The organism is Sphingopyxis sp., assembly GCF_025869345.1.
Lineage (GTDB): Bacteria > Pseudomonadota > Alphaproteobacteria > Sphingomonadales > Sphingomonadaceae > Sphingopyxis.
Window position 1 is genome coordinate 1 of the sequence record NZ_JAOZVW010000111.1, and the last position, 23,373, is coordinate 23,373.

Annotated in this window: 24 protein-coding genes; 16 read left to right on the forward strand and 8 right to left on the reverse strand. The window is 67.1% G+C overall.

Annotated elements, in window-relative coordinates:
- Positions 1–114 precede the first annotated feature (114 nt).
- Positions 115–657, forward strand: a complete 543-nt coding sequence (locus tag OJI97_RS11445) for a pseudouridine synthase (protein ID WP_297663585.1) — start codon at positions 115–117, stop codon at positions 655–657.
- On the opposite strand, the gene OJI97_RS11450 is transcribed toward OJI97_RS11445, so the two are convergent.
- Positions 654–992: a transcription initiation protein gene (locus tag OJI97_RS11450; RefSeq protein WP_297663587.1), complete on the reverse strand. Its 339-nt coding sequence runs from the start codon at positions 990–992 to the stop codon at positions 654–656. The genes OJI97_RS11445 and OJI97_RS11450 overlap by 4 nt on opposite strands.
- A gap of 148 nt (positions 993–1,140) precedes the next feature.
- Here OJI97_RS11450 and OJI97_RS11455 point away from each other — a divergent pair, with 148 nt between their 5' ends.
- From OJI97_RS11455 to OJI97_RS11465, 3 genes are all read left to right on the forward strand, one after another.
- Positions 1,141–1,716 carry a peroxiredoxin gene (locus OJI97_RS11455; protein WP_297663589.1) on the forward strand — a complete coding sequence of 192 codons (576 nt, stop codon included), beginning with the start codon at positions 1,141–1,143 and terminating at the stop codon, positions 1,714–1,716.
- A 137-nt stretch (positions 1,717–1,853) separates the two neighbouring features.
- Entirely contained in the window at positions 1,854–2,678 is an 825-nt protein-coding gene (locus OJI97_RS11460) for an NIPSNAP family protein (RefSeq protein ID WP_297663590.1), read from the forward strand.
- 149 nt (positions 2,679–2,827) lie between these two features.
- Positions 2,828–3,295, forward strand: coding sequence for a DUF1579 domain-containing protein (locus OJI97_RS11465; protein WP_297663591.1), 468 nt, complete (start codon positions 2,828–2,830; stop codon positions 3,293–3,295).
- A 20-nt stretch (positions 3,296–3,315) separates the two neighbouring features.
- Here the strand turns inward: OJI97_RS11465 and OJI97_RS11470 are convergent, their stop codons facing one another.
- Positions 3,316–3,882: a TetR/AcrR family transcriptional regulator gene (locus tag OJI97_RS11470; protein ID WP_297663593.1), complete on the reverse strand. Its 567-nt coding sequence runs from the start codon at positions 3,880–3,882 to the stop codon at positions 3,316–3,318.
- 172 nt (positions 3,883–4,054) lie between these two features.
- On the opposite strand from OJI97_RS11470, the gene OJI97_RS11475 reads away from it, so the two are divergent.
- Positions 4,055–4,321, forward strand: a complete 267-nt coding sequence (locus tag OJI97_RS11475; RefSeq protein ID WP_297663595.1) for a DUF3297 family protein — start codon at positions 4,055–4,057, stop codon at positions 4,319–4,321.
- 153 nt (positions 4,322–4,474) lie between these two features.
- Here the strand turns inward: OJI97_RS11475 and OJI97_RS11480 are convergent, their stop codons facing one another.
- Both OJI97_RS11480 and OJI97_RS11485 read right to left on the reverse strand, forming a co-directional pair.
- Entirely contained in the window at positions 4,475–5,041 is a 567-nt protein-coding gene (locus OJI97_RS11480) for a CHAP domain-containing protein (RefSeq protein WP_297663597.1), read from the reverse strand.
- Positions 5,042–5,309: 268 nt separating this feature from the next.
- A complete protein-coding gene (locus OJI97_RS11485) occupies positions 5,310–7,661 on the reverse strand; it encodes an EAL domain-containing protein (RefSeq protein WP_297663599.1) in 2,352 nt (783 codons plus the stop codon).
- Between the two features lie 361 nt (positions 7,662–8,022).
- Here OJI97_RS11485 and OJI97_RS11490 point away from each other — a divergent pair, with 361 nt between their 5' ends.
- The gene (locus OJI97_RS11490) at positions 8,023–10,191 is read left to right on the forward strand and encodes a primosomal protein N' (RefSeq protein ID WP_297663601.1); all 2,169 of its coding nucleotides are present in this window, start codon (positions 8,023–8,025) and stop codon (positions 10,189–10,191) included.
- On the opposite strand, the gene OJI97_RS11495 is transcribed toward OJI97_RS11490, so the two are convergent.
- Both OJI97_RS11495 and ada read right to left on the reverse strand, forming a co-directional pair.
- Positions 10,188–10,946: an isocitrate lyase/phosphoenolpyruvate mutase family protein gene (locus OJI97_RS11495; protein WP_297663603.1), complete on the reverse strand. Its 759-nt coding sequence runs from the start codon at positions 10,944–10,946 to the stop codon at positions 10,188–10,190. The genes OJI97_RS11490 and OJI97_RS11495 overlap by 4 nt on opposite strands.
- A complete protein-coding gene (gene ada, locus OJI97_RS11500) occupies positions 10,943–11,977 on the reverse strand; it encodes a bifunctional DNA-binding transcriptional regulator/O6-methylguanine-DNA methyltransferase Ada (protein ID WP_297663643.1) in 1,035 nt (344 codons plus the stop codon). The genes OJI97_RS11495 and ada overlap by 4 nt, the downstream gene beginning before the upstream one ends.
- 176 nt (positions 11,978–12,153) lie before the next feature.
- On the opposite strand from ada, the gene OJI97_RS11505 reads away from it, so the two are divergent.
- Genes OJI97_RS11505 through OJI97_RS11520 form a run of 4 tightly spaced genes read left to right on the forward strand, consistent with a single transcriptional unit; the run spans position 12,154 to position 15,092 of the window.
- Positions 12,154–12,975, forward strand: coding sequence for a DUF2306 domain-containing protein (locus tag OJI97_RS11505; protein ID WP_297663605.1), 822 nt, complete (start codon positions 12,154–12,156; stop codon positions 12,973–12,975).
- Between the two features lie 36 nt (positions 12,976–13,011).
- Complete coding sequence (locus OJI97_RS11510; protein ID WP_297663607.1) at positions 13,012–14,538, forward strand: serine protease; 1,527 nt, start codon at positions 13,012–13,014, stop codon at positions 14,536–14,538.
- Positions 14,539–14,569: 31 nt separating this feature from the next.
- Positions 14,570–14,818 carry a type II toxin-antitoxin system Phd/YefM family antitoxin gene (locus OJI97_RS11515; protein ID WP_297663609.1) on the forward strand — a complete coding sequence of 83 codons (249 nt, stop codon included), beginning with the start codon at positions 14,570–14,572 and terminating at the stop codon, positions 14,816–14,818.
- On the forward strand, positions 14,805–15,092 hold the full coding sequence (locus tag OJI97_RS11520) for a type II toxin-antitoxin system RelE/ParE family toxin (protein WP_297663611.1): 288 nt from the start codon (positions 14,805–14,807) through the stop codon (positions 15,090–15,092). Before OJI97_RS11515 ends, OJI97_RS11520 begins: the two co-directional genes overlap by 14 nt.
- Here the strand turns inward: OJI97_RS11520 and OJI97_RS11525 are convergent.
- Positions 15,089–15,778 carry a dienelactone hydrolase family protein gene (locus OJI97_RS11525; RefSeq protein ID WP_297663613.1) on the reverse strand — a complete coding sequence of 230 codons (690 nt, stop codon included), beginning with the start codon at positions 15,776–15,778 and terminating at the stop codon, positions 15,089–15,091. The two genes, OJI97_RS11520 and OJI97_RS11525, sit on opposite strands and share 4 nt — an antisense overlap.
- Before the next feature lie 271 nt (positions 15,779–16,049).
- On the opposite strand from OJI97_RS11525, the gene OJI97_RS11530 reads away from it, so the two are divergent.
- The 5 genes from OJI97_RS11530 to OJI97_RS11550 all read left to right on the forward strand — a co-directional run bounded on the left by OJI97_RS11530 (position 16,050) and on the right by OJI97_RS11550 (position 21,135).
- Positions 16,050–16,616: a F0F1 ATP synthase subunit delta gene (locus tag OJI97_RS11530; RefSeq protein WP_297663615.1), complete on the forward strand. Its 567-nt coding sequence runs from the start codon at positions 16,050–16,052 to the stop codon at positions 16,614–16,616.
- Positions 16,617–16,657: 41 nt separating this feature from the next.
- The gene (gene atpA / locus OJI97_RS11535; RefSeq protein WP_297663617.1) at positions 16,658–18,187 is read left to right on the forward strand and encodes a F0F1 ATP synthase subunit alpha; all 1,530 of its coding nucleotides are present in this window, start codon (positions 16,658–16,660) and stop codon (positions 18,185–18,187) included.
- A 124-nt stretch (positions 18,188–18,311) separates the two neighbouring features.
- Positions 18,312–19,187: a F0F1 ATP synthase subunit gamma gene (locus OJI97_RS11540; protein ID WP_297663619.1), complete on the forward strand. Its 876-nt coding sequence runs from the start codon at positions 18,312–18,314 to the stop codon at positions 19,185–19,187.
- Between the two features lie 24 nt (positions 19,188–19,211).
- Complete coding sequence (gene atpD, locus OJI97_RS11545) at positions 19,212–20,753, forward strand: F0F1 ATP synthase subunit beta (RefSeq protein ID WP_297663621.1); 1,542 nt, start codon at positions 19,212–19,214, stop codon at positions 20,751–20,753.
- A 124-nt stretch (positions 20,754–20,877) separates the two neighbouring features.
- Positions 20,878–21,135, forward strand: a complete 258-nt coding sequence (locus OJI97_RS11550) for an ATP synthase F1 subunit epsilon (protein WP_297663622.1) — start codon at positions 20,878–20,880, stop codon at positions 21,133–21,135.
- Between the two features lie 169 nt (positions 21,136–21,304).
- On the opposite strand, the gene iolG is transcribed toward OJI97_RS11550, so the two are convergent.
- Entirely contained in the window at positions 21,305–22,288 is a 984-nt protein-coding gene (iolG, locus tag OJI97_RS11555; RefSeq protein WP_297663623.1) for an inositol 2-dehydrogenase, read from the reverse strand.
- A gap of 146 nt (positions 22,289–22,434) precedes the next feature.
- Between iolG and OJI97_RS11560 the strand changes: the two genes are divergently transcribed.
- Entirely contained in the window at positions 22,435–23,307 is an 873-nt protein-coding gene (locus tag OJI97_RS11560; protein WP_297663624.1) for a MurR/RpiR family transcriptional regulator, read from the forward strand.
- Positions 23,308–23,373 lie beyond the last annotated feature (66 nt).

The window sequence follows — 23,373 nt, forward strand, 5'->3', positions numbered from 1 at the left end:
TTCGTCTCTTCGGCTCCCCCCCCGGGGGCGGGGCTATTTCCGTTGGGGTGCCTCTACTGCCCTCGACACGAACGGTTAGATAGGTCGGCTTTCCAATCTCAAGAGGACCGCGCCGTGAGCCGGCTGATCCTGTTCAACAAACCCTATGGCGTCCTGTCGCAATTCACCGATCGCGGCACCGAAACCGCGCGTGCGACCTTGTCCGGCTATATCGATGTCCCCGGCGTCTATCCGGCCGGGCGGCTCGACCGAGACAGCGAAGGCCTGCTGGTGCTGACCGATGACGGGGCGCTGCAGGCGCGCATCGCGTCGCCGCGGCACAAGATGCCGAAAACCTATCTGGTGCAGGTCGAGGGCGAACCCGATGCGGCGAGCCTCGACCGGCTGAGATCCGGCGTCGAGCTGAACGATGGCCTGACGCGGCCGGCCGCGGCCCGCCGCATCGATCCGCCGGAATTGTGGCCGCGCGATCCGCCGGTGCGCTATCGCAAGAGCGTGCCCGACTGCTGGCTGGAATTGACGATCACCGAAGGCCGCAACCGCCAGGTTCGCCGGATGACCGCCGCGGTCGGCCATCCGACGCTGCGGCTCGTGCGCTGGCGGGTCGGGTCGTGGGAGCTGGGCGACCTCGCGCCGGGGACGTGGCGCCGAACCTAGCTTGCCGGATCGTACATGAACGCGCGAAGTTCCTGCGCGCACCGGCAGGCGGCGGCGATCTTGCCCGCCCATGCGACCGCGTCTTCACGGGTCGGCAGTTCCAGCACCGTGAAGCCGCCGTTCAGCCGGCTGCCCGGATAGATTTCCGGGGACACCGACCCGTCGGCAAAGACCCGCACCGGATCAACCTGCTCGTCGATGCCCCCGCCGAACACATAGACGCCGGCGGCCTTGGCTTCCTCGATCACCGCGTGCGCGGCGGCGGAAACGGCCGGGAGATCCTCGTCCGTGAGGACCATGGCTTCGCTCGGGAAGGAGATGAGATATTTGGTCATGCCGCGAAGATGCATCGCGGGCGCGAAACCGGCAAGGCCGCACGCGGCCCATCGCTTTTGCATGTGCCTCGGCGGCGTGGTAATCGGGGATGAAGCTCAGGGCGCCCAGGCTGGATGGACCGGCCCTGCCCGCGTTGGAGAACCGCCGATGACAATCCGGAAGAAGATCGCCCAGATCGCAATGGGAGCATCGCTCGGCCTTGGCCTCGCGCTGACGGTCCTCCCGGTGGAGAGCATCGCGGCGCTTCGGCAGGGCGCGAAGGCGCCCGACTTCACGCTGAACGCCGCGCAGGGCGGCAAGCCTTTCAGCCTGTCGCTGAAGCAGGCGCTCAGGAAAGGGCCGGTCGTGCTCTATTTCTTCCCTGCCGCCTTCACTCCCGGCTGCACGGTGGAAGCCCATCTCTTCGCCGAGGCGAGCGACGACTTCAACCGGCTCGGCGCGCGCGTCGTCGGCGTTACCGCCGGCAATATCGATCGCGTCGCGGAGTTTTCCCGGTCGGAATGCCGCGACAAATTCGCCGTCGCGGCCGATCCGGGCGCCAGGGTCGCGGCGAAATACGACACCGCCATGCCGGGGCCGGGCAAAACGATGATCTCCAACCGGACATCGTTCGTCATCGCGCCGAACGGCACCATCCTGCTCGCTTACACCGATCGCAATCCGCAGGCGCATATCGAAAAGACTATGGCGGCGGTCCGCGCGTGGAAGGCCCGCCACCGCTGATCCGAATCCGCCGGACGGCGTTTCCGGCGCGAATCATTCCTTTTCGCACCATCGCGTTTCCGCGCCCGGGCGGGACGTCGTTTCGCTGTGCTTGACAAAACAGGTCAACCCGTCTGTATTGCCGATGGAGGTGCGCGATGATCGGAAAATGGGCAGGCGCGATGATGATGGCGGGGACGGTGATCGGGGCGATGACCGGCGCGGCGGCCGGGACCGCGCGCGGGCAGACGGCCGATGCGGACGATGCCCAAATCGTCGAGCTTCGCCAATACAGGCTGGTCCCGGACGTGCGCGATGATTTCGTGGCGCTGTTCGACGCGAAGTTCGTCGAGAGTCAGGAGAGGCTCGGGATGCGGATCATCGGCCAGTATCGCGATCATGACGACGCGGCGCGCTTCACCTGGATTCGCGGTTTTCGGGACATGGCGGCGCGCGAGCAGGGGCTGAAGGCCTTTTATTTCGGACCCGTGTGGCAGGCGAACCGCGCCGCCGCCAACCCGATGCTCGACGATAATGATAATGTGCTGCTGCTGAAACCCGCGGCGCCGGGGCTGGGCTTCGCTCCGGCGAAGGCGCGCGCGCCCGATGCGGGGGGCGATGCGGCGGGCGGGGCGGTGGAGGTGGTCATCGAATATCTGTGGAAGACTCCCGACGCGGGTTTCGCGGCTTTCTTTGCAGACGAGATGACGCCGGCGCTCGAAGCGGCGGGGGTGGACGTCATCGCCGCCTATGTGCCGCTCGGCGAGCCCAATAATTTCCCGCAGCTTCCGGTTCGCGACGACCGCAAATTGCTGGCCTGGTTCGTGCGCGGCGACAGCCACGACGCGATCGCGGCGGCGCTGGCGCGGGCGCGGGGCAGCGACCGCTGGCAAAGCCGGGTCGCGGCCGTTCTGCACGATGCCGAGGAACGCCCGCCGCAGACGCTGCGGCTCGACCCGACGCCGCGATCGGCGCTGCGCTAGAATGGCGAGAAACCTCCACCGTCTCCCCGAGCGAAGCCGAGGGGCCATGCCGAGCGAAGTCGAGGCCGCGACGGTTCCGGTTCTCGCTGCGCTCGAACGAACCCCTCGTCTTCGCTCGGGGCGGCGGCGTCTTTTTTTGGAGGATAGCAATGCACGACGGACGCCATGATTTCGCATTCCAGACCGGCGACTGGCGCGTGCGGCATCGCAAGCTCAGCGAGCGGCTGGCGGGGAGCGCCGACTGGTTCGAGTTCGACGGCACCTGCCGCGGCTGGGAGCTGATCGGCGGCGCGGGCAATGTCGACGATCATTGGCTGGACGACCCGCACGGCGCCTATGCCGCGGCGACGGTGCGGCGCACCGATCCCGCGACCGGCCTCTGGTCGATCTGGTGGCTCGATTCGCGCTTTCCGGGGCTCGCGCCGCCGCTTCAGGGGCGCTTCGAGGGCGGGGTCGGCACCTTCTTCGGCCGGGACGAACATGCGGGGAAGCCGATCGGCATCCGCTTCATCTGGTCGGCGATCACCGAGTCCGGCGCGCGCTGGGAACAGGCCTTCTCGGCCGACGGCGGCGCCACCTGGGAGGTCAATTGGGTGATGGAGTTCACCCGCGTCTGAGCACTCCCCTGGGGCGTGGCTCAGGGCCGGGCCAGCAATCGCATCAGGATCGCGACCGCCGAATCGAGCGGGGCGGGCGATTGTTCGGCCTTTGCCATCGTCATCGCGCCCGAATAGGCGGCGACGATGAAGCCCGCGAGGTCGGCGGGCGAGACCCCGGCCAGAGCCGGCGGCGCGGGCTCGGCGGCGATGCGGGCGGCGATGCGGTCCTGCCAGTCGGCGAAGATATGTTGAAGCGCGGCGCGGAAATCCGAATCCGAAAAGGCAAGTTCGACCGCCAGATTGTTGACGGGGCAGCCGCGCACGAAACCCTGCTCGCCGAGTTCGCGGCCGATCGCCCCCATCGCGGCGCGCACCCCCTCGGCGACGCTTGGCGCGGCGATCAGCGGATCGAGCCAGGCGGCGCGCAGCGCGTCCGCGACCCGTTCGCGCACGACGGCGAGACCCAGCGCCTTCTTCGATTCGAAATGATGGTGAAAGGCGCCGCTCGACACCCCCGCGCGTCGCTTCACATCCTGCACCGACGTGTCGTGATAGCCGCGCGCCTGGAACAGGCCGGCGGCGGCATCGAGGATGCGCGCGCGCATCCCTTCTGGGTCATTGGTCCGGATCCTGCCGCGGCGCTTCGTTTCCATCATGGGCCGGACTAGGCGAATTTCGCCGCGGTCGCCAGCCGCCTCGTCCCGGTCCGGTTGGTGGCAGCGCTTGATTTGGCGCCGCGTCTCGCCTAGCGGCGACGGCCAGAACCGGAGATAGAAGATGACCGATACGCCGCCCGACCATTTGTCGACCAACCCGCGCTCGCCCCATTTCGACATGGAGGTGCTGCAGCGCGGCATCGGCATCCGTTTCAAGGGCAAGGAACGCACCGACGTCGAGGAATATTCGATCTCGGAAGGCTGGATTCGCGTCGCCGCGGGCAAGTCGAAGGACCGCTTCGGCCAGCCGATGACGATCAAGCTGTCGGGCGAGGTCGAGGCGTGGTTCGAGGATGCCGCCGAGGGTGGCGAGGCGCCGGAAGACTGATGCTTCTCCCCTCCCGCAGGCGGGAGGGGCCGGGGGTGGGCCAGCAGCGGTGCGGTCTGCCCACCCCGCTGCGACTAACGAGCAAGGCTCGTAAGTCTCGCTGCCCCTCCCGCTTGCGGGAGGGGGGAATCAGCTTGTCGATCGTGGGCGGGGTTAGCGCAGCGAAGCGATGACGAGGTCGAGGCCGTTGCCGGGCTTCCAGTCGTTCTGCGCCCACGCCGGCTCGCCGCCGCTGAAGCGGTGATCGGGCTTGGCGTCGCCGTCGGCATAGATGAAGCCCTGCACGGGGTTGGCGCGCAGGCCGAGGTCGCCGATCGGCGCATACCAGACGCGGACCAGGCTCCAGTCGCCCTTGTCGCTGACGTCGAGGACGCGGACGTTGCGTTCGATCTGGCCGCGGCGGCCGTGGATCGGCGACCAGTTGGCGTGGTCGATCAGGATTTCGCGGTCGCTGATGATCTTCTTGACCACCGCGACATGGCCGAGCGGCATCCCGCGGGTGCCGGCGAAGGCCATGACGGCGCCCTTGCGGGGTTCCTGGCCGCGATCATATTCGCCCGCCGCCTGCGCCCACCAGGTCTTGGCGTTGCCGCGAATCTCGACGCCCGATTCGGCGCGGGCGAAGGGGACGCACTGGAGATAGTCGCGCGCGGTGGCCGGAACGCTGGCAAGCAGCGAAGCGCCCAGCGCGAAAGCACCCAGAAAGCGGCGGTTGAGCATGGAAGGCGACCCCTTTGGCTTGTCTTCAAGCGTTGCAGCGTCTTTGCCGCAGCCTTCCCGGGTCACCAACAATCAAGCGGTGAATCGCGCCCATCATGCGGTGAGTGGGGGAACCTTTTGTTAAGACGTTCCATTCGTCGCGCGAGGGGTTCGGGTCGTCGAGAGTCCCCGTCGCCCCCGTGCAGGCGGGGGCCGCTGCCGGTTTACGCGGCGCTGACGGATAAGGTGGCCAGCGGCTCCCGCCTTTGCGGGGGCGACTGCCAGAGAATCAGGCCGCCGCCGTTGCCGTTTCGGGGCGGCGGAATAGCATCATCACGTCGGCCGCGGGCATCGGGCGGCCGTAATAATAGCCCTGGATATTGCTGCAGCCGAGGGTGCGGATCGTGTCGACCTCGATCTCGGTCTCCGCGCCTTCGGCCGTCGTCGACATGCCGAGGCTGTCGGCGAGCGCGACCACGGCGCGGATGATCGCGATCGATTCGATGCTGCCTTTCGCGGCGCCGACGACGAAGCTGCGGTCGACCTTGATCGTCGAGAACTGCGTCTTTCTGAGATAGCCAAGCGAGGAATAGCCGGTACCGAAATCGTCGAGCGACAGGCGGATGCCGAGGCCGATGAGCTGATCGAGCAACTGCGCCGCGCCGCCGCCGTCGCGCAGGAACACGCTTTCGGTGACCTCGATCTCCAGCCGCTGCGGCGGCAGGCCGCTTTGCGCGAGCGCCGAGACGACGACCGAGGCGAAGGCGGGGTCGGTGAGCTGCTCGGCCGAGACGTTGATCGCGACCTTGAGGTTCGACGGCCATTTCATCGCCTCGTGGCACGCGGTGCGCAGCACCCATTCGCCGATCGGCGAAATCAGACGGCTGTCTTCGGCGAGCGGGATGAAGCGGCCGGGCGAGACGTTGCCGAGCTTCTGGTTGTTCCAGCGGATCAGCGCCTCGAAGCCGTTGAGCGTGCCGTCGCCGGCGGTGACGACCGGCTGGTAGTAAAGTTCGAACTCGCCGCGGTCGAGCGCGCCGCGCAGTTCCTGCTCCATCACGCGCCGTTCCTCGGCCTGCGCATGGAGCGAGGCGACATAGGCGGCGACGACGTTGCCGCCCTTGTCCTTCGACTTGTAGAGCGCGAGGTCGGCGTTGCGCGTCAGCGTCTCGACCGTCGAGCCGTCCTGCGGGCCGATCGCATAGCCGATGCTGGCGCCGACGAAGAGCTGATGATTGTCGACCACATAGGGGCGGCTGATCGCGGCGATGATCCGCTTCGCGAGATCCTCGGCGTCGTTCGCCGAGGGGACGTTGTGGAGGACGACCGCGAACTCGTCGCCGCCGAGGCGGCCGCAGGTCATGCCGCGTTCCATCAGCCCTTTCAGGCGGGCGGCGACCTGCGCGAGCAATTTGTCGCCGGTCGGATGGCCGAGCGTGTCGTTGACCGCCTTGAAGCGGTCGAGGTCGATCATCAGCATCGCGCAGCGCGATTTCGCTTCCATCGCCTGGTTCAGCGCGCGCGCCAGATCCTCGTGCAGGCTGAGGCGGTTGGGGAGGCCGGTGAGATTGTCGAAGCGCGCCATCCGCGCGATCTGTTCGGCGGTCGCATGTTGTTCGGTGACGTCCGAGCCGACGCCGCGAAAACCAAGGAACTTGCCCGTTTCGTCGAGGCGCGGCGACGCCGACAATTCCCACCAGCGCGGCTTGCCGCCGATCGTTACCGGCACGATCAGGTTCGAAAAGCTCTCGCGCCGCTTCATCCGTTCGGCCATCAGGTGCAGGTTCTTGGGGAACTGGCCCGTCTCCCACGCGTCGCCCGACAAGGCCTGGAGCAGCGGCACGCCCTCGAGCGCCTCGGCGGTGCCGCCGAGCGCGAAAGCGAGGCGCGGCGAGACATGGACCAGGCGGCGGGCATTGTCGGTCTGCCACAGCCAGTCGGCGGAGGTTTCCTCGAACTCGCGCAGCAGCAGGCTGACCGTCTCGGTCTTTTCGTGCAGCGTCTCCTCGGCGCGGCGAAAGCGGACGTGATTGCGCGCGAAGCGCACGCAGAAGGCGCTGAGCAGCAACCCGGCGGCGATCGCCACCGCGGCGAGTTGCGGCGTGCCGGCCAGCGCGAGCGCAAGCGCCGCCGACAGGCTGACCGGCGCGATATAGAGGATACACACCGACGGCAGGCTGTGCGCGATCATCGCCAGCGTCAGCATCATCAACAGCGTGATCGCCCACATGGCGAGCGCGTGACCGGCGTCCGGCGCTGGTCCCTGCAGCCAGAAGGGCACGATCCAGAGCAGCGCGGCATAGAAGGCGTGGCGGTTGCACAGCGCGAATTCGCCGGCGCTCGCCGCCGGCGCCTCACCCAGCGGGCGGGTGACGAAGACGCGATAGGACCAGAGGCAGAAGATCAGTGCGCAGGTCAGCCAGCCCGCCGCGATCCCCCACCGGACCTGCGGCACCATGCTGAACGCGGCAAGCAGCACCATGGCAATCCCGACCCACAGGCGCATCTTGCCCTTGCCGAGCAGCGGCGCGAGCTGAAGCTGGCGGAGGTTCCCGATGTCCTGGCGCCGCGGCCCCAGCCCCAACAGGGTCCGCACGGATACATCGTCGGCATCGATATGATCGGTCAACAGGCTCTTCACGGAAGCCCGTTTAGCGCCCCCGGGTTACCCGAACGTAACTATCCGCCTGTTCGCGAGCGATAATATTGTGCCGGGGCGGGACAAGCTTGGCACGGCAATTCGTCTGGAATGACGGTTTTGGGGTGGGGAGCGGACGGTGAGGCGAAATCCCGCCCTCCCCTTCAGGGGAGGGCAGCGAGACTTACGAACTTGTTCGTTAGTCGCAGCGGGTGGGGTCCATCGACCTTGCGCAAGACCGAGAAACCCCACCCCAACCCCTCCCCTGAAGGGGAGGGGCTAACGTCAGTTATCGGTCGTTAGCTGCCGCCCCGGCCTCACCGCTTTCCTATTTCCCGCGGCGCCTTATATCCTCACCCTATTCATGACCCGCGCCCGCGTCCTCCTTCTGACCGCCGCTCTCGGCCCGCTCGACTATCGCGTGCCTTACGGCACCGACGCGCCGCTCGGCAGCGTCGTCGTCGCGCCGCTGGGGCCGCGGCGGATGGGCGGGGTGGTGTGGGAGGACGAAAGCTTCGGCGCGCCCGAAGCGGTCGGCGACAATCGCCTGCGCAACCTGTTCGAGGTTGTGCCGGTGCCGCCGGTCCCCGCGCCGCTCCGCCGCCTCGTAGAATGGACGAGCGACTATTATCTCGCTCCCCCCGGTGCGGTGCTGCGGATGGTGCTGCCCGGCGCCGCCTTCGCCGACGCGCGCCGCCCGATCGTCGAATATCGCGCCACCGGCGCAATTCCCAAGCGGATGACGCCCCAGCGAACGGTCGCGCTCGAAAAGATCGGCGACCGGCAAGGCATCGTCCGCGAACTCGCCGCCATGGCCGAGGTCAGCGAAGCGGTGATCCGCGGCCTCGTCCAGACCGGGGCGCTCGAAGCGGTCGCCGTCTCGGCCGACCAGCCCTATCCGCAGCCCGACCCCGCCTTCGCGCCGCCCGGTCTATCGGCCGAACAGGCCGCCGCCGCCGGCCAGCTTCGTGACGCCGTCGCCGCCGCAAAATTCGAAACGCTGCTGCTCGACGGCGTCACCGGATCGGGCAAGACCGAAGTCTATATGGAGGCGATCGCCGCCGCGGTCGATGCGGGCAAGCAGGCGCTCGTCCTGCTCCCCGAGATCGCGCTGACCGAGCCGATGCTGACGCGCTTCGCCGCGCGCTTCGGCTGCGAGCCCGTGGCGTGGCACAGCGGGCTGCGTTCGACCGAGCGCCGCCGCGCCTGGCACAGCATCGCGGCGGGCGAGGCGAAGATCGTCGTCGGCGCGCGCTCCGCCCTCTTCCTGCCTTACGGAAATCTCGGCGTCATCGTCGTCGACGAGGCGCATGAGACGAGCTTCAAGCAGGAGGACGGCGTCCATTATCACGCGCGCGACGTCGCGGTGATGCGGGGGCATTTCGAGGGGCTGCCGGTGATCCTCGCGAGCGCCACCCCCGCGCTCGAAAGCCTCGCGCAGGTCGAGGCGGGGCGCTATCGCCACATCATCCTCCCCGCGCGCTACGGCGGCGCGACGCTGCCCGACCTCGCGGCGATCGACATGCGCAGCGACCCGCCCGACCGCGGCCGCTGGCTCGCGCCGCCGCTGGTCGACGCGCTCGCCGACCGGCTGCACAAGGGCGAGCAGAGCCTGCTCTTCCTCAACCGCCGCGGCTTCGCGCCGCTGACCCTCTGCCGCACCTGCGGTCACCGCATCCAGTGCCCGAACTGCACCGCGTGGATGGTCGAACATCGGCTCGTCCACCGCCTCGCCTGCCATCATTGCGGCCATGTCATGCCGCCGCCGCGGCTCTGCCCCGAATGCGAGGACGAGGACAGCCTCGTCGCCTGCGGCCCGGGCGTCGAGCGCGTCGCCGACGAGGTCGCGCTGCGCTTTCCCGAGGCGCGCACCGCGATCGTCACCAGCGACACCCTCTGGTCGCCCGCCAAGGCCGCCGAGTTCGTCGAGGCGGTGGAGGGCGGCCTGGTCGACATCATCATCGGCACGCAGCTCGTCACCAAGGGCTATCATTTCCCCAACCTGACCCTGGTCGGCGTCGTCGATGCCGATCTCGGCCTCGACGGCGGCGACCTCCGGGCGTCCGAGCGCACCTTCCAGCAGATCGCGCAGGTCGCGGGGCGCGCCGGGCGTGGGGTCAAGCCGGGCGAGGTGCTGATCCAGACGCGGGTGCCCGACGCCCCCGTCATGGCCGCGCTGGTCGCGAACGACCGCGAGGGCTTCTACGCCGCCGAAGCCGCCGCGCGGCGGCACGCGGGCGCGCCGCCCTATGGCCGCTTCGCCGCGCTCGTCATCTCGTCCGAGGATATCGAGGTCGCGCGCGGGGTGGCGCAGCGGCTGGGGCAGAAGGCGCCGGCCGCCGACGGCCTCGCCATCTATGGCCCCGCCCCCGCGCCGCTTGCGATGCTGCGCGGCCGCCACCGCTTCCGCCTGCTGCTCCACGCCCCGCGCAGCTTCGACCTGCAAGGCACGATCCGCGACTGGGTGGGGCGCATCGACTGGCCCGCGAAGGCGCGGCTGGCGATCGATATCGATCCCTACAGCTTCGTTTAATAATCGGGTTCGGCGCCGCCGAGCACCTGCTCGGCCTGCCCGGTCAGCCACGCCATCGCCGCCGCCCAGGGCTGATGCCCGTGGCTGATCCGCGCGACGCCGAGCGCCGCGAGTTCCTTGTGCGTCGGCCCGGCCTTCGACCGCAATATATTGACCGGTAGCGGCGATCCCTCGCAGATCGCGCCGATGCAGCGCGCATCGCCGAGGAAGGGCACGAACAGCGACCCCGCCCCCGCGTCGGCATAGGCCCGCGCGCGCTCGAGCGTCGCGGCGATCAGCGCGTCGCCGTCCTTCGCGGCATCGGCCCCGCGAAACACGTCGCAGCGCGCGTTGACGAAAATGCCGGTGTCGGCGGCGGTGCGGTAGCGCGCCTGCGCCTCGCCGATCGCGAGCAGATCGCTCTGGCCGGGTAGCCGGTCCTCCATATTGATCCCCGCCGCGCCCGCCGCTTTCGCGCGGCCGACCGAAACGCCGACCGCCGCCGGATCGGCGCCATAGCCCGATTCCATGTCGATCGTCACCGGCAGGTCGGTGACCGACAATATGCGGGCCAGATTCTCGAACACATCCTCGATCGGGAAATCCTCGCCGTCGGCGCGCCCCTGCGCGCCCGCGACGCCGAAGCTGCCGGTCGCGATCGCCCTGGCGCCGGCGGCCGCGACCGCCTTCGCGCTCCCCGCGTCCCAGATGTTGACGAGGATCAGCGGATCGCCGGGAATGTGAAGCGCGCGGAAGGCTGCAATCTTGTCAGTCATCGGATTTCCCTTTTCAAAAGTTCGCGTTTGATCGGCAGGCCATAGGCATAGCCGCCGAGCGAGCCGTCGCTGCGCACGACGCGGTGGCACGGGATGAGCACCGCGACATTGTTCGCGCCATTGGCGCTTCCCGCCGCACGCACCGCCTTGGGCTTGCCGACCGCGGCGGCGATGTCGGTGTAGCTGCGCGTCTCGCCTGCCGGAATCTTGCGGAGTTCGCGCCACACGGCTTCCTGAAAGGCGGTGCCTTTCACGTCGATCGGGATATGGTCGAAACCCGCCGCCGGCGTCTCGACCGCATCGACGACCTCTTTTAGCAGCGCCGCGAAGTCCGCGCCGCCCTCGACCAGCTCGGCCGCGGGAAAACGGTCCTCGAGCGCTTCGCGCCCTTCGTCGAAGCTCAGGCGGCACACGCCCTTCGCGGTCGCCGCGACGAGCATATCGCCGAGGCTGGTCGGCACCACCGCCCAATGGATCGTCGCGCCCTTGCCGCCGTTCACCCAGGCCGAAGCCGTCATCCCCATACGTCCCTCCATATGCCCATAGAAACGCGACGGCCCCGAAAAGCCCGCGTCATAGATCGCGTCGGTCACCCGCGTGCCATCGCTCAGCGCCTGTCGCGCCCGCTCCTCGCGCAAGGCGCGCGCATAGGCGGCGGGTGACAGGCCGGTGTGGCGGGTGAAGACGCGCTGGAAATGCGTCGGCGAATAGCCGGTGCGCGCGGCAAGGTCGGCGAGCGCGAGCGGTTCCTCGCTCGCCTTGATCGCCGCGATCGCCGCGAGCACCGCACCCTCGTCGCGCGCGACATCGTCGGGCAGGCAGCGCTTGCATGGGCGGAGCCCCGCGTCGCGCGCCGCCGCGCCGCCCTCGAAGAAGCGGACATTGCCGCGCGCCGGATGGCGCGCCGCGCAGCTCGGCCGGCAATAGATGCCGGTGGTCAGCACCCCGGTGACGAAGCGCCCGTCGAGCGCCCGGTCGCGGCGCAGCACCGCGGCCCAGCGATCGTCGTCGGTCATGGCTTCTGGGGTCATGGTTTCGGCGTTCATCGTCTTTCCTTTCCTAAGGAGCTTGTCGCCGCATTGCCATGGCTTCGATGCGCACGCGTCCCGATGCTTGCGCTCAAAGCGGCATCAACCGTGTTACTGTATTATATCATTGACTCACCTGGGAGAATGCACCACTTTCCGGCTCCATAGGGGAGCAGACCATGGCGACCATCGACGCATCCTTCACGCCCGCGCGCCCGGCGCGCCGGATCGACTGGTTCGGGCGCGCCGCGACTTTCTGTTACCTGTCGGTTGCGGCGGGACAGCTTCTGTTCACCGCCTTCATCCTGCTCTTCTATTATCCCTCGTCGCTTTCGGGCCATTTCGAGCGCTGGAACAGCAAGCCGCTGATTACCGGCTTCGTCGCCGGTGACACGGTGGGCAATCTCTTCTTCGCGGCCCATGTGCTGATGGCGGCGGTGATCAGTTTCGGCGGGCTGGTGCAGCTCATCCCTGTGATTCGCGGCCGCTGGCCGGCGGTCCACCGCTGGAACGGGCGGCTCTATCTTTTCTGCGCGCTCGCGCTGTCGCTCGGCGGGCTGTGGCTCGTCTGGGCGCGCGGCACGTGGATGAACCTGACCGGCGCCTTCGGCATCTCGCTCGATGCGCTGCTGATTCTCGCCTGTGCCGCGCTCGCCTGGCGCAACGCCCGCGCGCGCCGCTTTGCCGAGCATCGCCGCTGGGCCATCCGGCTGTTCGCGGTCGCGAGCGCGGTCTGGTTCATGCGCGTCGGCTATATGGCGTGGGGCATCGCGACCGGCGGCGCGGGGATCGGCGATGCGATGGACGGTCCGTTCGACCTCTTCCTCGCCTTCGCCAATTCGCTGCTGCCATTGGCCGTCGCCGAGCTTTATCTCCGCGCCGGCACGCGCGGGACAGCGGCAGCGAAAAAGAGCGTCGCCGCGTTGCTGACGGTCAGCGGCCTCGTCATCCTTGGCGGCAGCGCGGGCGCATGGATGGTGATGTGGAGCCCCTACCTCTAGCTTGCCTTCCGATCGTCAGCGGTTAGGGTCCGCGCCATGACCCGCCTCCTCGCACTCCTTCTCGCCCTGCTCACCGCCACCGTCGTGCTCCCGGCGCGCGCCGCCGACGATATCAGCGCCGCGTCGCGCAGCGTCGTGCGCGTCGTCACCGTCGCGATGGTCGACGGCGAGGTCGTCGGCTTCGGTCACGGCAGCGGCATCGCCATTTCGCCGACACGCATCGTCACCAACGCGCATGTCGTCGAATCGGCGGTCAAATATCCGAACAATGTCGCACTGGGCGTCGTCCCGTCGGAGGGGCAGAAAAGCTATGCCGGCAAGCTGATCGCGATCGATACCAATCGCGACCTCGCGCTGATCGAGATCAGCGGGACGCGGCTGCCCGCTGCCGCGGTCTATTCGGGGCCGCTCGATTCGGGTGCCGACGTCGTCGCGCTCGGCTATCCGGGCAATGTCGACCTCGCGACCGCGCGCAGCGCCGCCGATTATATCACCCCGCGCACGCCGGTGCGCAGCGAGGGCAATCTGTCGAACACGCAAAGCGTCGACGGCGTCGCGATGCTCGTCCACACCGCGAAGATCTCGCGCGGCAATTCGGGCGGCCCGCTCGTTGATCAGTGCGGGCGCATCGTCGGCATCAACACCGCGATCACCCGCGCCGACGACGGCGATTCGCCTTTCGCCTTCGCGATCTCGACGCGTGAGGTCGCGCGCTTCCTCGCCGACGCGGGACAGCAATATGGCTCCATCGGAACGCCTTGCCTGTCGATGGCGGAAGCCGACGCGCGCGACCGCGCCGCGCTCGACGCCGACGCCCGCAAGACCGCCGAGGCGAATGCCGCGAAGGACGCCGCCGCCGCACTCGACCGCCAGCTCAAACAGGCGCGCGCCGAAGAGGCCGCGCTCGATGCGCGCGAGAACCGTATTGCGCTCGCCGGCGTGCTGTTCGTGATCGGCGCGCTGTCGGCGGGCGCGGCGATGCTATTCTATAGCCAGAAGAAGATGCGCAACGCGAAGATCGCGGGCGGGGCCGGCGCCGTGCTGGTGCTCGGCGCCGCGGTGCTGTTCGTCACCCGACCCGACGCGCACGCCGAGATCAAGGACGAAGCCGCCGCGCCCGCGACGCCCGACTCGCCGAAGATCGCCGAGGGCAATTATCTCTGCACGATCCGACCCGACCGGAGCCGTATCACGGTGTCGTCGACCACCGACGTGCCGGTGAAGATCGCGGCGAACGGCTGCGTCAACGACCGCACCCAATATGCGATGGGCGCCGACGGCCATTGGCAGCGCATCCTCGTCCCGAACGAGGAAGCGACGGTGACGGTCGCGTCGATCGATCCGACGGGCCAGGAATATCGCGTCGACCGCTATCTGCTCGACGCCGATACGATGGCGAAAGCGCGCGAGATTCGCGCCGGCGTGACGCTCAAGAGCTGCACCGCCGATCCCGACGCGCTCGCGGGGCTGGCGACGCAGCAGGAGGCGATCCGCGCCGTGCTGCCCCCGACGCCCAACGAGCGGCTGGTCTATCAGTGCCAGAAGGGGGCGGCGGCGCCTTGACGTGACCAGTTAAAAGACCTATTAAATGGTCATGGGAAAGCCGCTTCTCGCCGACTTCGGCATCAGCATTTCGGAACTCAAGAAGAATCCGTCCGCCGCCATCCGCGCCGCCGATGGCGCGCCGGTCGCGATCCTCAATCGCAACACGCCCGAAGCCTATCTCGTCCCGGCCGATGCGTGGGAAGCGATCCTCGACGCACTCGACGACATCGAACTGGTGCGGATCGTCAAGGAACGCCAGGGTCAGGAGGAAATCGAGGTTTCGATTGACGACCTATAGGCTCACCTTTCTTCGCGACGCGAAGAAGGAATGGGACAAGCTGGCGCCGCCGCTCCGCAGACAACTCGAAAAGAAACTGCGCGAACGTTTGAACACGCACCGCGTCGAGGCGGATCGGCTGCATGGCCTGCCCGATTGCTATAAAATCAAATTGCGCTCGGTGGGATACAGGCTCGTCTATCGCGTCTTCGACGATCGCATCGTGGTGCAGATCGTGGCAATCGGCAAACGCGAGCGGAACGAAGCCTATGCGCGCGCCAAACGGCGCCTCTAACCCCCGCACGCCTTGAACAGCATCAGCGTCCGCTCGCGCGCCAGCTCGCTGCTCGGTTCGTGATAGTCCTTGCGCCGGTCGCTGTTGAAGCCGTGTCCGGCTTCATAGACGAAGATCTGCGCGGTCGGATGCGCTTTCGCGATCAGCGCCTCGACGCCCTCTATCGGAATGCCGCCGTCGAAGCGGCCGAAATGGGCGATCGCCGCGCAGGCGGGCGCCTGATCGGCGAACTGGGTCGGGACGAGACTGCCGTAATAGGCCGACGCCGCCGCGAGGTCGGGGCTGATCTGCGCCATCCGCCACGCCACCGAGCCGCCATAGCAATAGCCGGTGATGAAGACCGGGGCCCCAGAACCATTGGCGCCTTTGAGCGCATCGATGCAGGTCTGCGCGTCCTTCAGGCTCTGCTCGAACGGATGGAGCTTTCGCGCCAGCTCGACCGCGCGCTCGAACTGCGGTCCCGAATAGTCGCTCTCGAACCCCGGATGCTCGCGGTCGAACAGCGCGGGCGCCAGCACCTCATAGCCGTCGGCGGCATATTCGTCGCAAAGCTCGCGGATATGGTCGGTGACCCCGAAGATTTCCTGGATGAGGACGAGCCCGCCGCGACGCTCGCCTTCCGCCTCGGCATGATAGACCGCGATCTCGGCGCCATCGTCCATCGTCATGCGGATCATTCCGCCCATGGGCTTTACTCTCTTCCCCGTTCGGACTGAGCTTGTCGAAGTCCTGTCTTTCTTCAATCCTTGTTTGAAGAAAGAACGGCGCTTCGACAACCCCGGGTCAGGCCCGGGGGCGAAGGGGCATGGGATCGTATGGGATAAGTCCCCACCCTCGCCTTGCAATGCAGCAAAATCGTTGCTACGCGCGCCGCGACTGTGCAGCGGGGGTGTCTTCGGAGGCCATGAAAACCCGCTCGGCCATCCCCCTCGGGATCGTAGAGAAGGACTTTCGCGCGTGGAGAATTCCGGCGGCATTCAGGGCAACATCACGGCGGGCCTCGCGGGCCGCTATGCCAGCGCGCTGTTCGATCTGGCCCGCGAATCGAACGCGATCGACGCGGTTGCGGGGAGCCTCGGCACCCTCAGCGCCGGCCTGACCGATTCGGCCGACCTTTCGGCGCTGATCGCGAGCCCCGTCGTCAGCCGCACCGACGCCGCCAAGGCGATCGAAGCGGTCGCCAAGGCGCTGAAGCTCGATTCGCTGACCGCGAAGTTCCTCGGCGTGCTTGCCGAGAATCGCCGCCTCGCCGATCTCCCCGGCATGATCGCCGCCTTCAACGCGATCGTCGCCGACCATCGCGGCGAAGTGACCGCGAAGGTCACCAGCGCGCACCCGCTCACCGCCGAGCAGATCAAGGCGCTGACCGCGAACCTCAAATCCCGTGTCGGCCGCGACGTCACCGTCGCGACGACCGTCGATCCCGCCATTCTCGGCGGCCTCGTCGTCCAACTGGGCAGCCAGTTGATCGACGGCAGCATCCGTACCCGTCTCAATAGTTTCGCGCAGGCGATGAAGGGCTGAAAAGCCCATACGCCCCCAATGCCCCGATGAAAGGCTGAATAATGGAAATCCGCGCCGCTGAAATCAGCAAGGTCATCAAGGACCAGATCGCCAATTTCGGCACCGACGCCACGGTCAGCGAGATCGGCTCGGTGCTGTCGGTCGGCGACGGCATCGCCCGCGTCCACGGCCTCGACAATGTCCAGGCCGGTGAGATGGTCGAATTCGCCAACGGCGTGAAGGGCATGGCGCTCAACCTCGAGGCCGACAATGTCGGCATCGTGATCTTCGGCTCGGACTCGGAGATCAAGGAAGGCGACACCGTCAAGCGCACCGGCACGATCGTCGACGTTCCCGTCGGCAAGGGCCTGCTCGGCCGCGTCGTCGATGGCCTCGGCAATCCGATCGACGGCAAGGGCCCGATCAAGGCCGACAAGCGGATGCGCGTCGAGGTCAAGGCGCCGGGCATCATCCCGCGCACCTCGGTCCACGAACCCGTCCAGACCGGCCTCAAGGCGCTCGACGCGCTCGTCCCCGTCGGCCGCGGCCAGCGCGAGCTGATCATCGGCGACCGTCAGACCGGCAAGACCGCCGTCGCAATCGACACCTTCATCAACCAGAAGGAAGCCAACAAGGGCACCGACGAATCGAAGAAGCTCTATTGCATCTACGTCGCCGTCGGCCAGAAGCGCTCGACCGTCGCGCAGATCGTCCGCCAGCTCGAAGAAAATGGCGCGATGGAATATTCGATCGTCGTCGCCGCGACCGCGTCGGAACCCGCGCCGCTTCAGTATCTCGCGCCCTACACCGGCGTGACGATGGGCGAGTTTTTCCGCGACAACGGCATGCACGCCGTGATCGTCTATGACGATCTTTCCAAGCAGGCGGTCGCCTATCGCCAGATGTCGCTGCTGCTGCGCCGCCCGCCGGGCCGCGAAGCCTATCCCGGCGACGTCTTCTATCTCCACAGCCGCCTGCTCGAGCGCGCCGCGAAGATGAACAGCGACAATGGCTCGGGTTCGCTCACCGCGCTGCCGATCATCGAAACGCAGGCGGGCGACGTGTCGGCCTATATTCCGACCAACGTGATTTCGATCACCGACGGCCAGATCTTCCTCGAAACCAACCTGTTCAACGCGGGTATCCGCCCGGCGATCAACGTCGGCCTGTCGGTGAGCCGCGTCGGCTCGGCCGCGCAGACCAAGGCGATGAAGAAGGTGTCGGGCTCGATCAAGCTCGAACTCGCGCAGTATCGCGAGATGGAAGCCTTTGCGCAGTTCGGTTCGGACCTCGACGCCTCGACGCAGAAATTGCTCAATCGCGGCGCGCGCCTGACCCAGCTTCTGAAGCAGCCGCAGTTCCAGCCGATGCCGTTCGAGGAACAGACCGCGTCGATCTTCGCCGGCACCAACGGCTATCTCGACAGCGTCGCGGTCGGCGACGTCTCGCGCTACGAACAGGCGATGCTCGCCTATCTGCGCAGCGACCATGGTGATGTGCTGAAGGCGATCCGCGACACCAAGGATCTGGGCGACGACGCCAAAAAGGGTCTGGTCGCGGCGCTCGACGCCTTCGCCAAGATTTTCGCGTAAGCCCCGACCGGCGCAGGCGATAAATAGGGACAGTCCCTATTTATCGGGGACGACCAAATAGGAGTTAAAAGGCGGCAATGGATAAATAGGGACTGTCCCTATTTATCGCCGTCAGGGAAACACGATGGCCAGTCTGAAGGAACTCAAAGGGCGGATCGTCTCGGTCAAATCGACCCAGAAGATCACCAAGGCCAAGAAGATGGTCGCCGCCGCCAAGCTGCGCAAGGCGCAGGCCGCGGCCGAGGCCGCGCGCCCCTATGCCGAGCGGCTCGAAGGCGTCGTCGCCAGCCTGGCGTCGAAGGTCGGCGCGTCGGATTCGGCGCCGAAGCTGCTCGCGGGCACCGGCAAGAGCGACACCCACCTGCTCGTCGTCCTCAACAGCGACCGCGGGCTGGCCGGCGCGTTCAACTCGAACATCGTCAAGGCGGCGCGCGACAAGGCGCTCGAACTGCAGGGCGAGGGCAAGAAGGTTCTCTTCTACCTCATCGGCCGCAAGGGTCGCCCGGTGATCGCGCGGCTATTCGCTGGTCAGATCACCGAGCAATATGACACGACCGGCATTCGCGACATCGGCTTCGAGCAGGCGCACGACATTTCGGCGAAGGTGATGGAGCTTTACGAAGCCGGCGCCTTCGACGTCGCGCATCTCTTCTATTCCAAGTTCCGCTCGGCGCTGCTTCAGGAAGCGACCGGCCAGCAGCTGATCCCCGTTCCTGCGCCCGCCGACGTTCCGGCATCGAGCGGCGCGGCGGTCGAATATGAACCCGACGAGGAAGCGATCCTCGCCGACCTGCTGCCGCGCAACATCACGATTCAGGTCTTCAAGGGCCTGCTTGAAAATGCCGCGTCCGAACAGGGCGCGTCGATGACCGCGATGGACAATGCGACGCGCAACGCGGGCGAGCTGATCAACAAGCTGACCATCATCTACAACCGCACGCGCCAGGCGGCGATCACCACCGAACTTATCGAAATCATCGCGGGCGCCGAAGCGCTCTAATCGATCAACCCGAGGAAGAAGACCATGGCTACCGCTCCCGCTGAAAAGAAGGCTCCCGCCAAAAAGGCCGCCGCGCCCAAGGCTGCTGCGCCGAAGAAGGCCGCCGCCCCCAAGAAGGCAGCCCCCGCCGGCGCCGCCACGGGCCGCATCGCCCAGGTCATCGGCGCCGTCGTCGACGTCCAGTTCACCGGCGCCCTGCCGGCGATTCTGAACGCGCTCGAAACCGACAACAACGGCAACCGCCTCGTCCTCGAAGTCGCGCAGCACCTCGGCGAGAATACGGTTCGCACCATCGCGATGGACGCGACCGACGGCCTGACCCGCGGCCAGCCCGTCACCGACACCGGCGCGCAGATATCGGTCCCCGTCGGGCCGCAGACGCTCGGCCGCATCCTCAACGTCATCGGCGACCCGATCGACGAGCGCGGTCCGATCAACGCCACGGCCACCGCGCCGATCCACGCCAAGGCCCCCGAATTCGTCGATCAGTCGACCGAAACCAGCATTCTCGTCACCGGCATCAAGGTCATCGACCTGATCGCCCCCTATGCCAAGGGCGGCAAGATCGGCCTGTTCGGCGGCGCGGGCGTCGGCAAGACGGTGCTCATCCAGGAACTGATCAACAACATCGCCAAGGGTCACGGCGGCACCTCGGTGTTCGCGGGCGTCGGCGAACGCACCCGCGAAGGCAACGACCTCTATCACGAATTCCTCGACGCTGGCGTCATCGCCAAGGACAAGGACGGCAACCCGACCCCCGAAGGGTCGAAGGTTGCTCTCGTGTTCGGCCAGATGAACGAGCCGCCGGGCGCGCGTGCCCGCGTCGCGCTGTCGGGCCTGACGATCGCCGAATATTTCCGCGATCAGGAAGGCCAGGACGTGCTCTTCTTCGTCGACAATATCTTCCGCTTCACCCAGGCGGGTTCGGAAGTGTCGGCGCTGCTCGGCCGTATTCCGTCGGCCGTGGGTTACCAGCCGACGCTGTCGACCGACATGGGCGCGCTGCAGGAACGCATCACCTCGACCAACAAGGGCTCGATCACCTCGGTTCAGGCGATCTACGTTCCCGCGGACGACTTGACCGATCCGGCGCCGGCAACTTCGTTCGCCCACCTGGACGCGACGACGACGCTCAACCGCGCGATTTCGGAACTCGGCATCTATCCGGCGGTCGATCCGCTCGATTCGACCAGCCGCGTGCTGACCGCCGCGATCGTCGGCCAGGAGCATTATGAGACTGCTCGCCGCGTTCAGGAAACGCTGCAGAAGTACAAGTCGCTGCAGGACATCATCGCCATTCTCGGCATGGACGAGCTCAGCGAAGAAGATAAGCTGGTCGTCGCCCGCGCGCGCAAGATCCAGCGCTTCCTGTCGCAGCCGTTCCACGTCGCCGAAGTCTTCACCAACATCCCCGGCAAGTTCGTGGCGATCGAAGACACGGTGAAGTCGTTCAAGGCGGTGGTCGACGGCGAATATGACCACCTTCCCGAAGCGGCCTTCTACATGGTCGGCGGCATCGAGGAGGCGGTCGCCAAGGCCGCCAAGCTGGCCGCCGACGCGGCGTAAATCGAATTCCCCTCCCGCTTGCGGGAGGGGTTAGGGGAGGGCCTGTCGGGGAACAGGCCTTTCGCCGAACCGGAACACACCCTCCCCCGACCCCTCCCGCAAGCGGGAGGGGGGAGATTGAAGAATGGCCCTGAAATTCGAACTCGTCACCCCCGCCCGCCTCGAGCGGTCGAGCGACGTCTATATGGTCACCGTGCCGGGCAGCGAGGGCGATTTCTCGGTGCTCGAAGGCCACGCGCCGTTCATGGCGACGCTGCGCAACGGCCCGCTGACCATCTATGCCACTAGCGGCGCGGCGCCCGAGACGGTCGAGGTCGAAGGCGGCTTCGCCGAAGTCAACGAAGCCGGCCTCACCGTCCTCGCCGAGCATATCGCGGGCTGACGGCGCGCGCACGCTTGCGCGGCGATTGCCGGAAAAAGGGGCTCCTTCGGGCCCCTTTTCTTTACCTGTCATGCTGGGAGCGGACGGTGAGGGATGGCGCTACTTCCCCCTCCCGCCTGCGGGAGGGGAGAGGAGCGGCCGCAATCGGTCGTTACCGACCGCCAGCGAACTACAGCAGCACCCGCTCCCCCGTCCGCGCTGATTGCGCTGCCGCTTCGGCGAGCGCCAGCGCGGCGACGCCGTCGCGGAAGTCGACGAGCGGCGCGGCGCCGTCCAGGATGTCGGCGAAATGCTCGGCCTCGCGGGCGTAGGCGACGGCATAGCGGTCGAGGAAGAAATTCTGGAAGCGGTCGGCGGCGGCGCCAGTTTCGCCCCAGGTCTCGACCGTCGTTTCGAGCTGGTTCTGGGCGCGGATCATGCCCTTCGATCCGAACGCCTCGATCCGCTGGTCATAGCCATAGCCGCTGCGGCGGCTCGACGAGATCACGCACAGGCGCCCCGATGCAGTGCGCAGGATCGTCTTTGCGGTATCGGCGTCGCCTGCTGCGCCGATCGCGGGGTCGACGAGCACCGAGGCGCTGGCGAAGACTTCGGTTACATCTTCGCCGAGCAGCCAGCGCGCCATGTCGAAGTCGTGGATCACCATATCCTTGAAGATGCCGCCCGATATCTTGACATAATCGACCGGCGGTGGCGCGGGATCGTGGCTGATGATGTGCAGCGTTTCGAGCGCGCCGACCGCGCCCTCCGCGAGCCGCGCCTGCAGCGCCGCGAAATTCGGATCGAAGCGGCGGTTGAACGCCAGGAACAGGCGCGCGTTCAATGCCGCGAACCGTGCCGCCGATTCGCGCGCAGCGGCCAGATCCTGATCGAGCGGCTTTTCGCAGAAGATCGCCTTGCCGGCCTCTGCGGCGGCGAGGCTGTAGGGCAGGTGGGTGTCGGTCGAGCTTGCGACCACGACCCCCGCGATCGCCGGGTCGGCCAGTGCCTCCTCGATCGTCGAGACGCGCGCGTCATAGTGCGCGGCGATCACCGCGGCCGCGTCGGGAAAGGGATCGACGACCCGCGACAGCCGCAGACGCGGATTGGCGGCGAGGTTCGCCGCGTGGATTTTGCCGATCCTGCCGGCGCCGATCAGGGCGATGTCGTGCATATTATCCTCTTCCGGTTGAAACCATGTTCCATATCTATATCATATGGAACATATATTCCATAGCGTGGAACAAGCCGCAGGGCGACAGTTGCGTTACAAGTTTTGAACAGATATTCCGTTTTTCCGACCACCGGGGGAGAATGATTTTGACCGACGTCCCGACCGCCCCCGCCTCGGCGGAAGAATTGCGCGCCGAGATCGTGAGCCGATACGAGACGCTGAGCAAGCGGCTCAAGCAGATCGCGCGCTATATCCTCGACGAGCCCAACGACATCGCGCTCGAAACGCTCGCGGTGATCGCCGACCGCTGCGGCGTCCAGCCCTCGGCGATCGTGCGCTTCGCCAAGAGCTTCGGCTTCGAGGGCGCGAGCCAGATGCAGCGGCTGTTCCGCGACGGGTTGCTCAGCAACAATGCCGCGCTCGGCTATTCGGAGCGTGTCCGCCAGCTCGACCAGGCGACCAATGCCAGCGACGTCGAGCCCGCCAATCTCCTCTCCGAATTCGTCGAGGGCAACAGCCTCGCGATCCAGAATCTGCTGCAGACGGTCAGCGGCGCCGACATGCGCGCGGCGGTCGATCTGTTGATGGCGGCCGACACGGTGCATGTCGCGGGGTTCCGCCGCTCGTTCCCCGTCGCATCCTATATCGCCTATTCGCTGCTCCAGGCGGGCAAGCGCGCGGTGTTCATCGACGGAGTCGGGGGGCTGGGGCTGCAGCAGGTTCACGCGATGGGACCCGACGACCTGCTGATCGCGATCAGCTTTCACCCCTATTCGGAAGAGACGATCGCGGTCGTCAACGCCGCGCGCGCGAACGGCGGCCGCGTCCTCGCGATCAGCGACAGCCTGGTCAGCCCGGTCGCCAAACCCGCCGAACATGTCCTCCAGATTCGCGAGGCCGAGGTGCGGAAATTCCGGTCGCTGTCGGCGTCGATGTGTCTGGCGCAGGCGCTGGTGATCAATTTCGCGTTCGAGGCGACGCGCACCGACGGCAAGGCGCGCGAGGACGGGACGGCATAGCTATTTCATTCCGGCGTTCCAATGAAACATATGTTGCAAACATTCCAAAGTTGGAATATGTGTTTC

What these genes read in the sequence shown, in the direction of transcription:
- OJI97_RS11475 (WP_297663595.1), top strand. Translation starts at nt 4,055, where the DNA reads ATGACCGATACGCCGCCCGACCATTTGTCGACCAACCCGCGCTCGCCC.
- OJI97_RS11465 (WP_297663591.1), top strand. Translation starts at nt 2,828, where the DNA reads ATGCACGACGGACGCCATGATTTCGCATTCCAGACCGGCGACTGGCGC.
- OJI97_RS11510 (WP_297663607.1), top strand. Translation starts at nt 13,012, where the DNA reads ATGACCCGCCTCCTCGCACTCCTTCTCGCCCTGCTCACCGCCACCGTC.
- atpD (WP_297663621.1), top strand. Translation starts at nt 19,212, where the DNA reads ATGGCTACCGCTCCCGCTGAAAAGAAGGCTCCCGCCAAAAAGGCCGCC.
- OJI97_RS11525 (WP_297663613.1), bottom strand. Translation starts at nt 15,778, where the DNA reads ATGGGCGGAATGATCCGCATGACGATGGACGATGGCGCCGAGATCGCG.
- OJI97_RS11515 (WP_297663609.1), top strand. Translation starts at nt 14,570, where the DNA reads ATGGGAAAGCCGCTTCTCGCCGACTTCGGCATCAGCATTTCGGAACTC.
- OJI97_RS11505 (WP_297663605.1), top strand. Translation starts at nt 12,154, where the DNA reads ATGGCGACCATCGACGCATCCTTCACGCCCGCGCGCCCGGCGCGCCGG.
- ada (WP_297663643.1), bottom strand. Translation starts at nt 11,977, where the DNA reads ATGACCCCAGAAGCCATGACCGACGACGATCGCTGGGCCGCGGTGCTG.
- iolG (WP_297663623.1), bottom strand. Translation starts at nt 22,288, where the DNA reads ATGCACGACATCGCCCTGATCGGCGCCGGCAGGATCGGCAAAATCCAC.
- atpA (WP_297663617.1), top strand. Translation starts at nt 16,658, where the DNA reads ATGGAAATCCGCGCCGCTGAAATCAGCAAGGTCATCAAGGACCAGATC.
- OJI97_RS11450 (WP_297663587.1), bottom strand. Translation starts at nt 992, where the DNA reads ATGACCAAATATCTCATCTCCTTCCCGAGCGAAGCCATGGTCCTCACG.
- OJI97_RS11540 (WP_297663619.1), top strand. Translation starts at nt 18,312, where the DNA reads ATGGCCAGTCTGAAGGAACTCAAAGGGCGGATCGTCTCGGTCAAATCG.
- OJI97_RS11480 (WP_297663597.1), bottom strand. Translation starts at nt 5,041, where the DNA reads ATGCTCAACCGCCGCTTTCTGGGTGCTTTCGCGCTGGGCGCTTCGCTG.
- OJI97_RS11495 (WP_297663603.1), bottom strand. Translation starts at nt 10,946, where the DNA reads ATGACTGACAAGATTGCAGCCTTCCGCGCGCTTCACATTCCCGGCGAT.
- OJI97_RS11470 (WP_297663593.1), bottom strand. Translation starts at nt 3,882, where the DNA reads ATGCGCGCGCGCATCCTCGATGCCGCCGCCGGCCTGTTCCAGGCGCGC.
- OJI97_RS11550 (WP_297663622.1), top strand. Translation starts at nt 20,878, where the DNA reads ATGGCCCTGAAATTCGAACTCGTCACCCCCGCCCGCCTCGAGCGGTCG.
- OJI97_RS11490 (WP_297663601.1), top strand. Translation starts at nt 8,023, where the DNA reads ATGACCCGCGCCCGCGTCCTCCTTCTGACCGCCGCTCTCGGCCCGCTC.
- OJI97_RS11455 (WP_297663589.1), top strand. Translation starts at nt 1,141, where the DNA reads ATGACAATCCGGAAGAAGATCGCCCAGATCGCAATGGGAGCATCGCTC.
- OJI97_RS11460 (WP_297663590.1), top strand. Translation starts at nt 1,854, where the DNA reads ATGATCGGAAAATGGGCAGGCGCGATGATGATGGCGGGGACGGTGATC.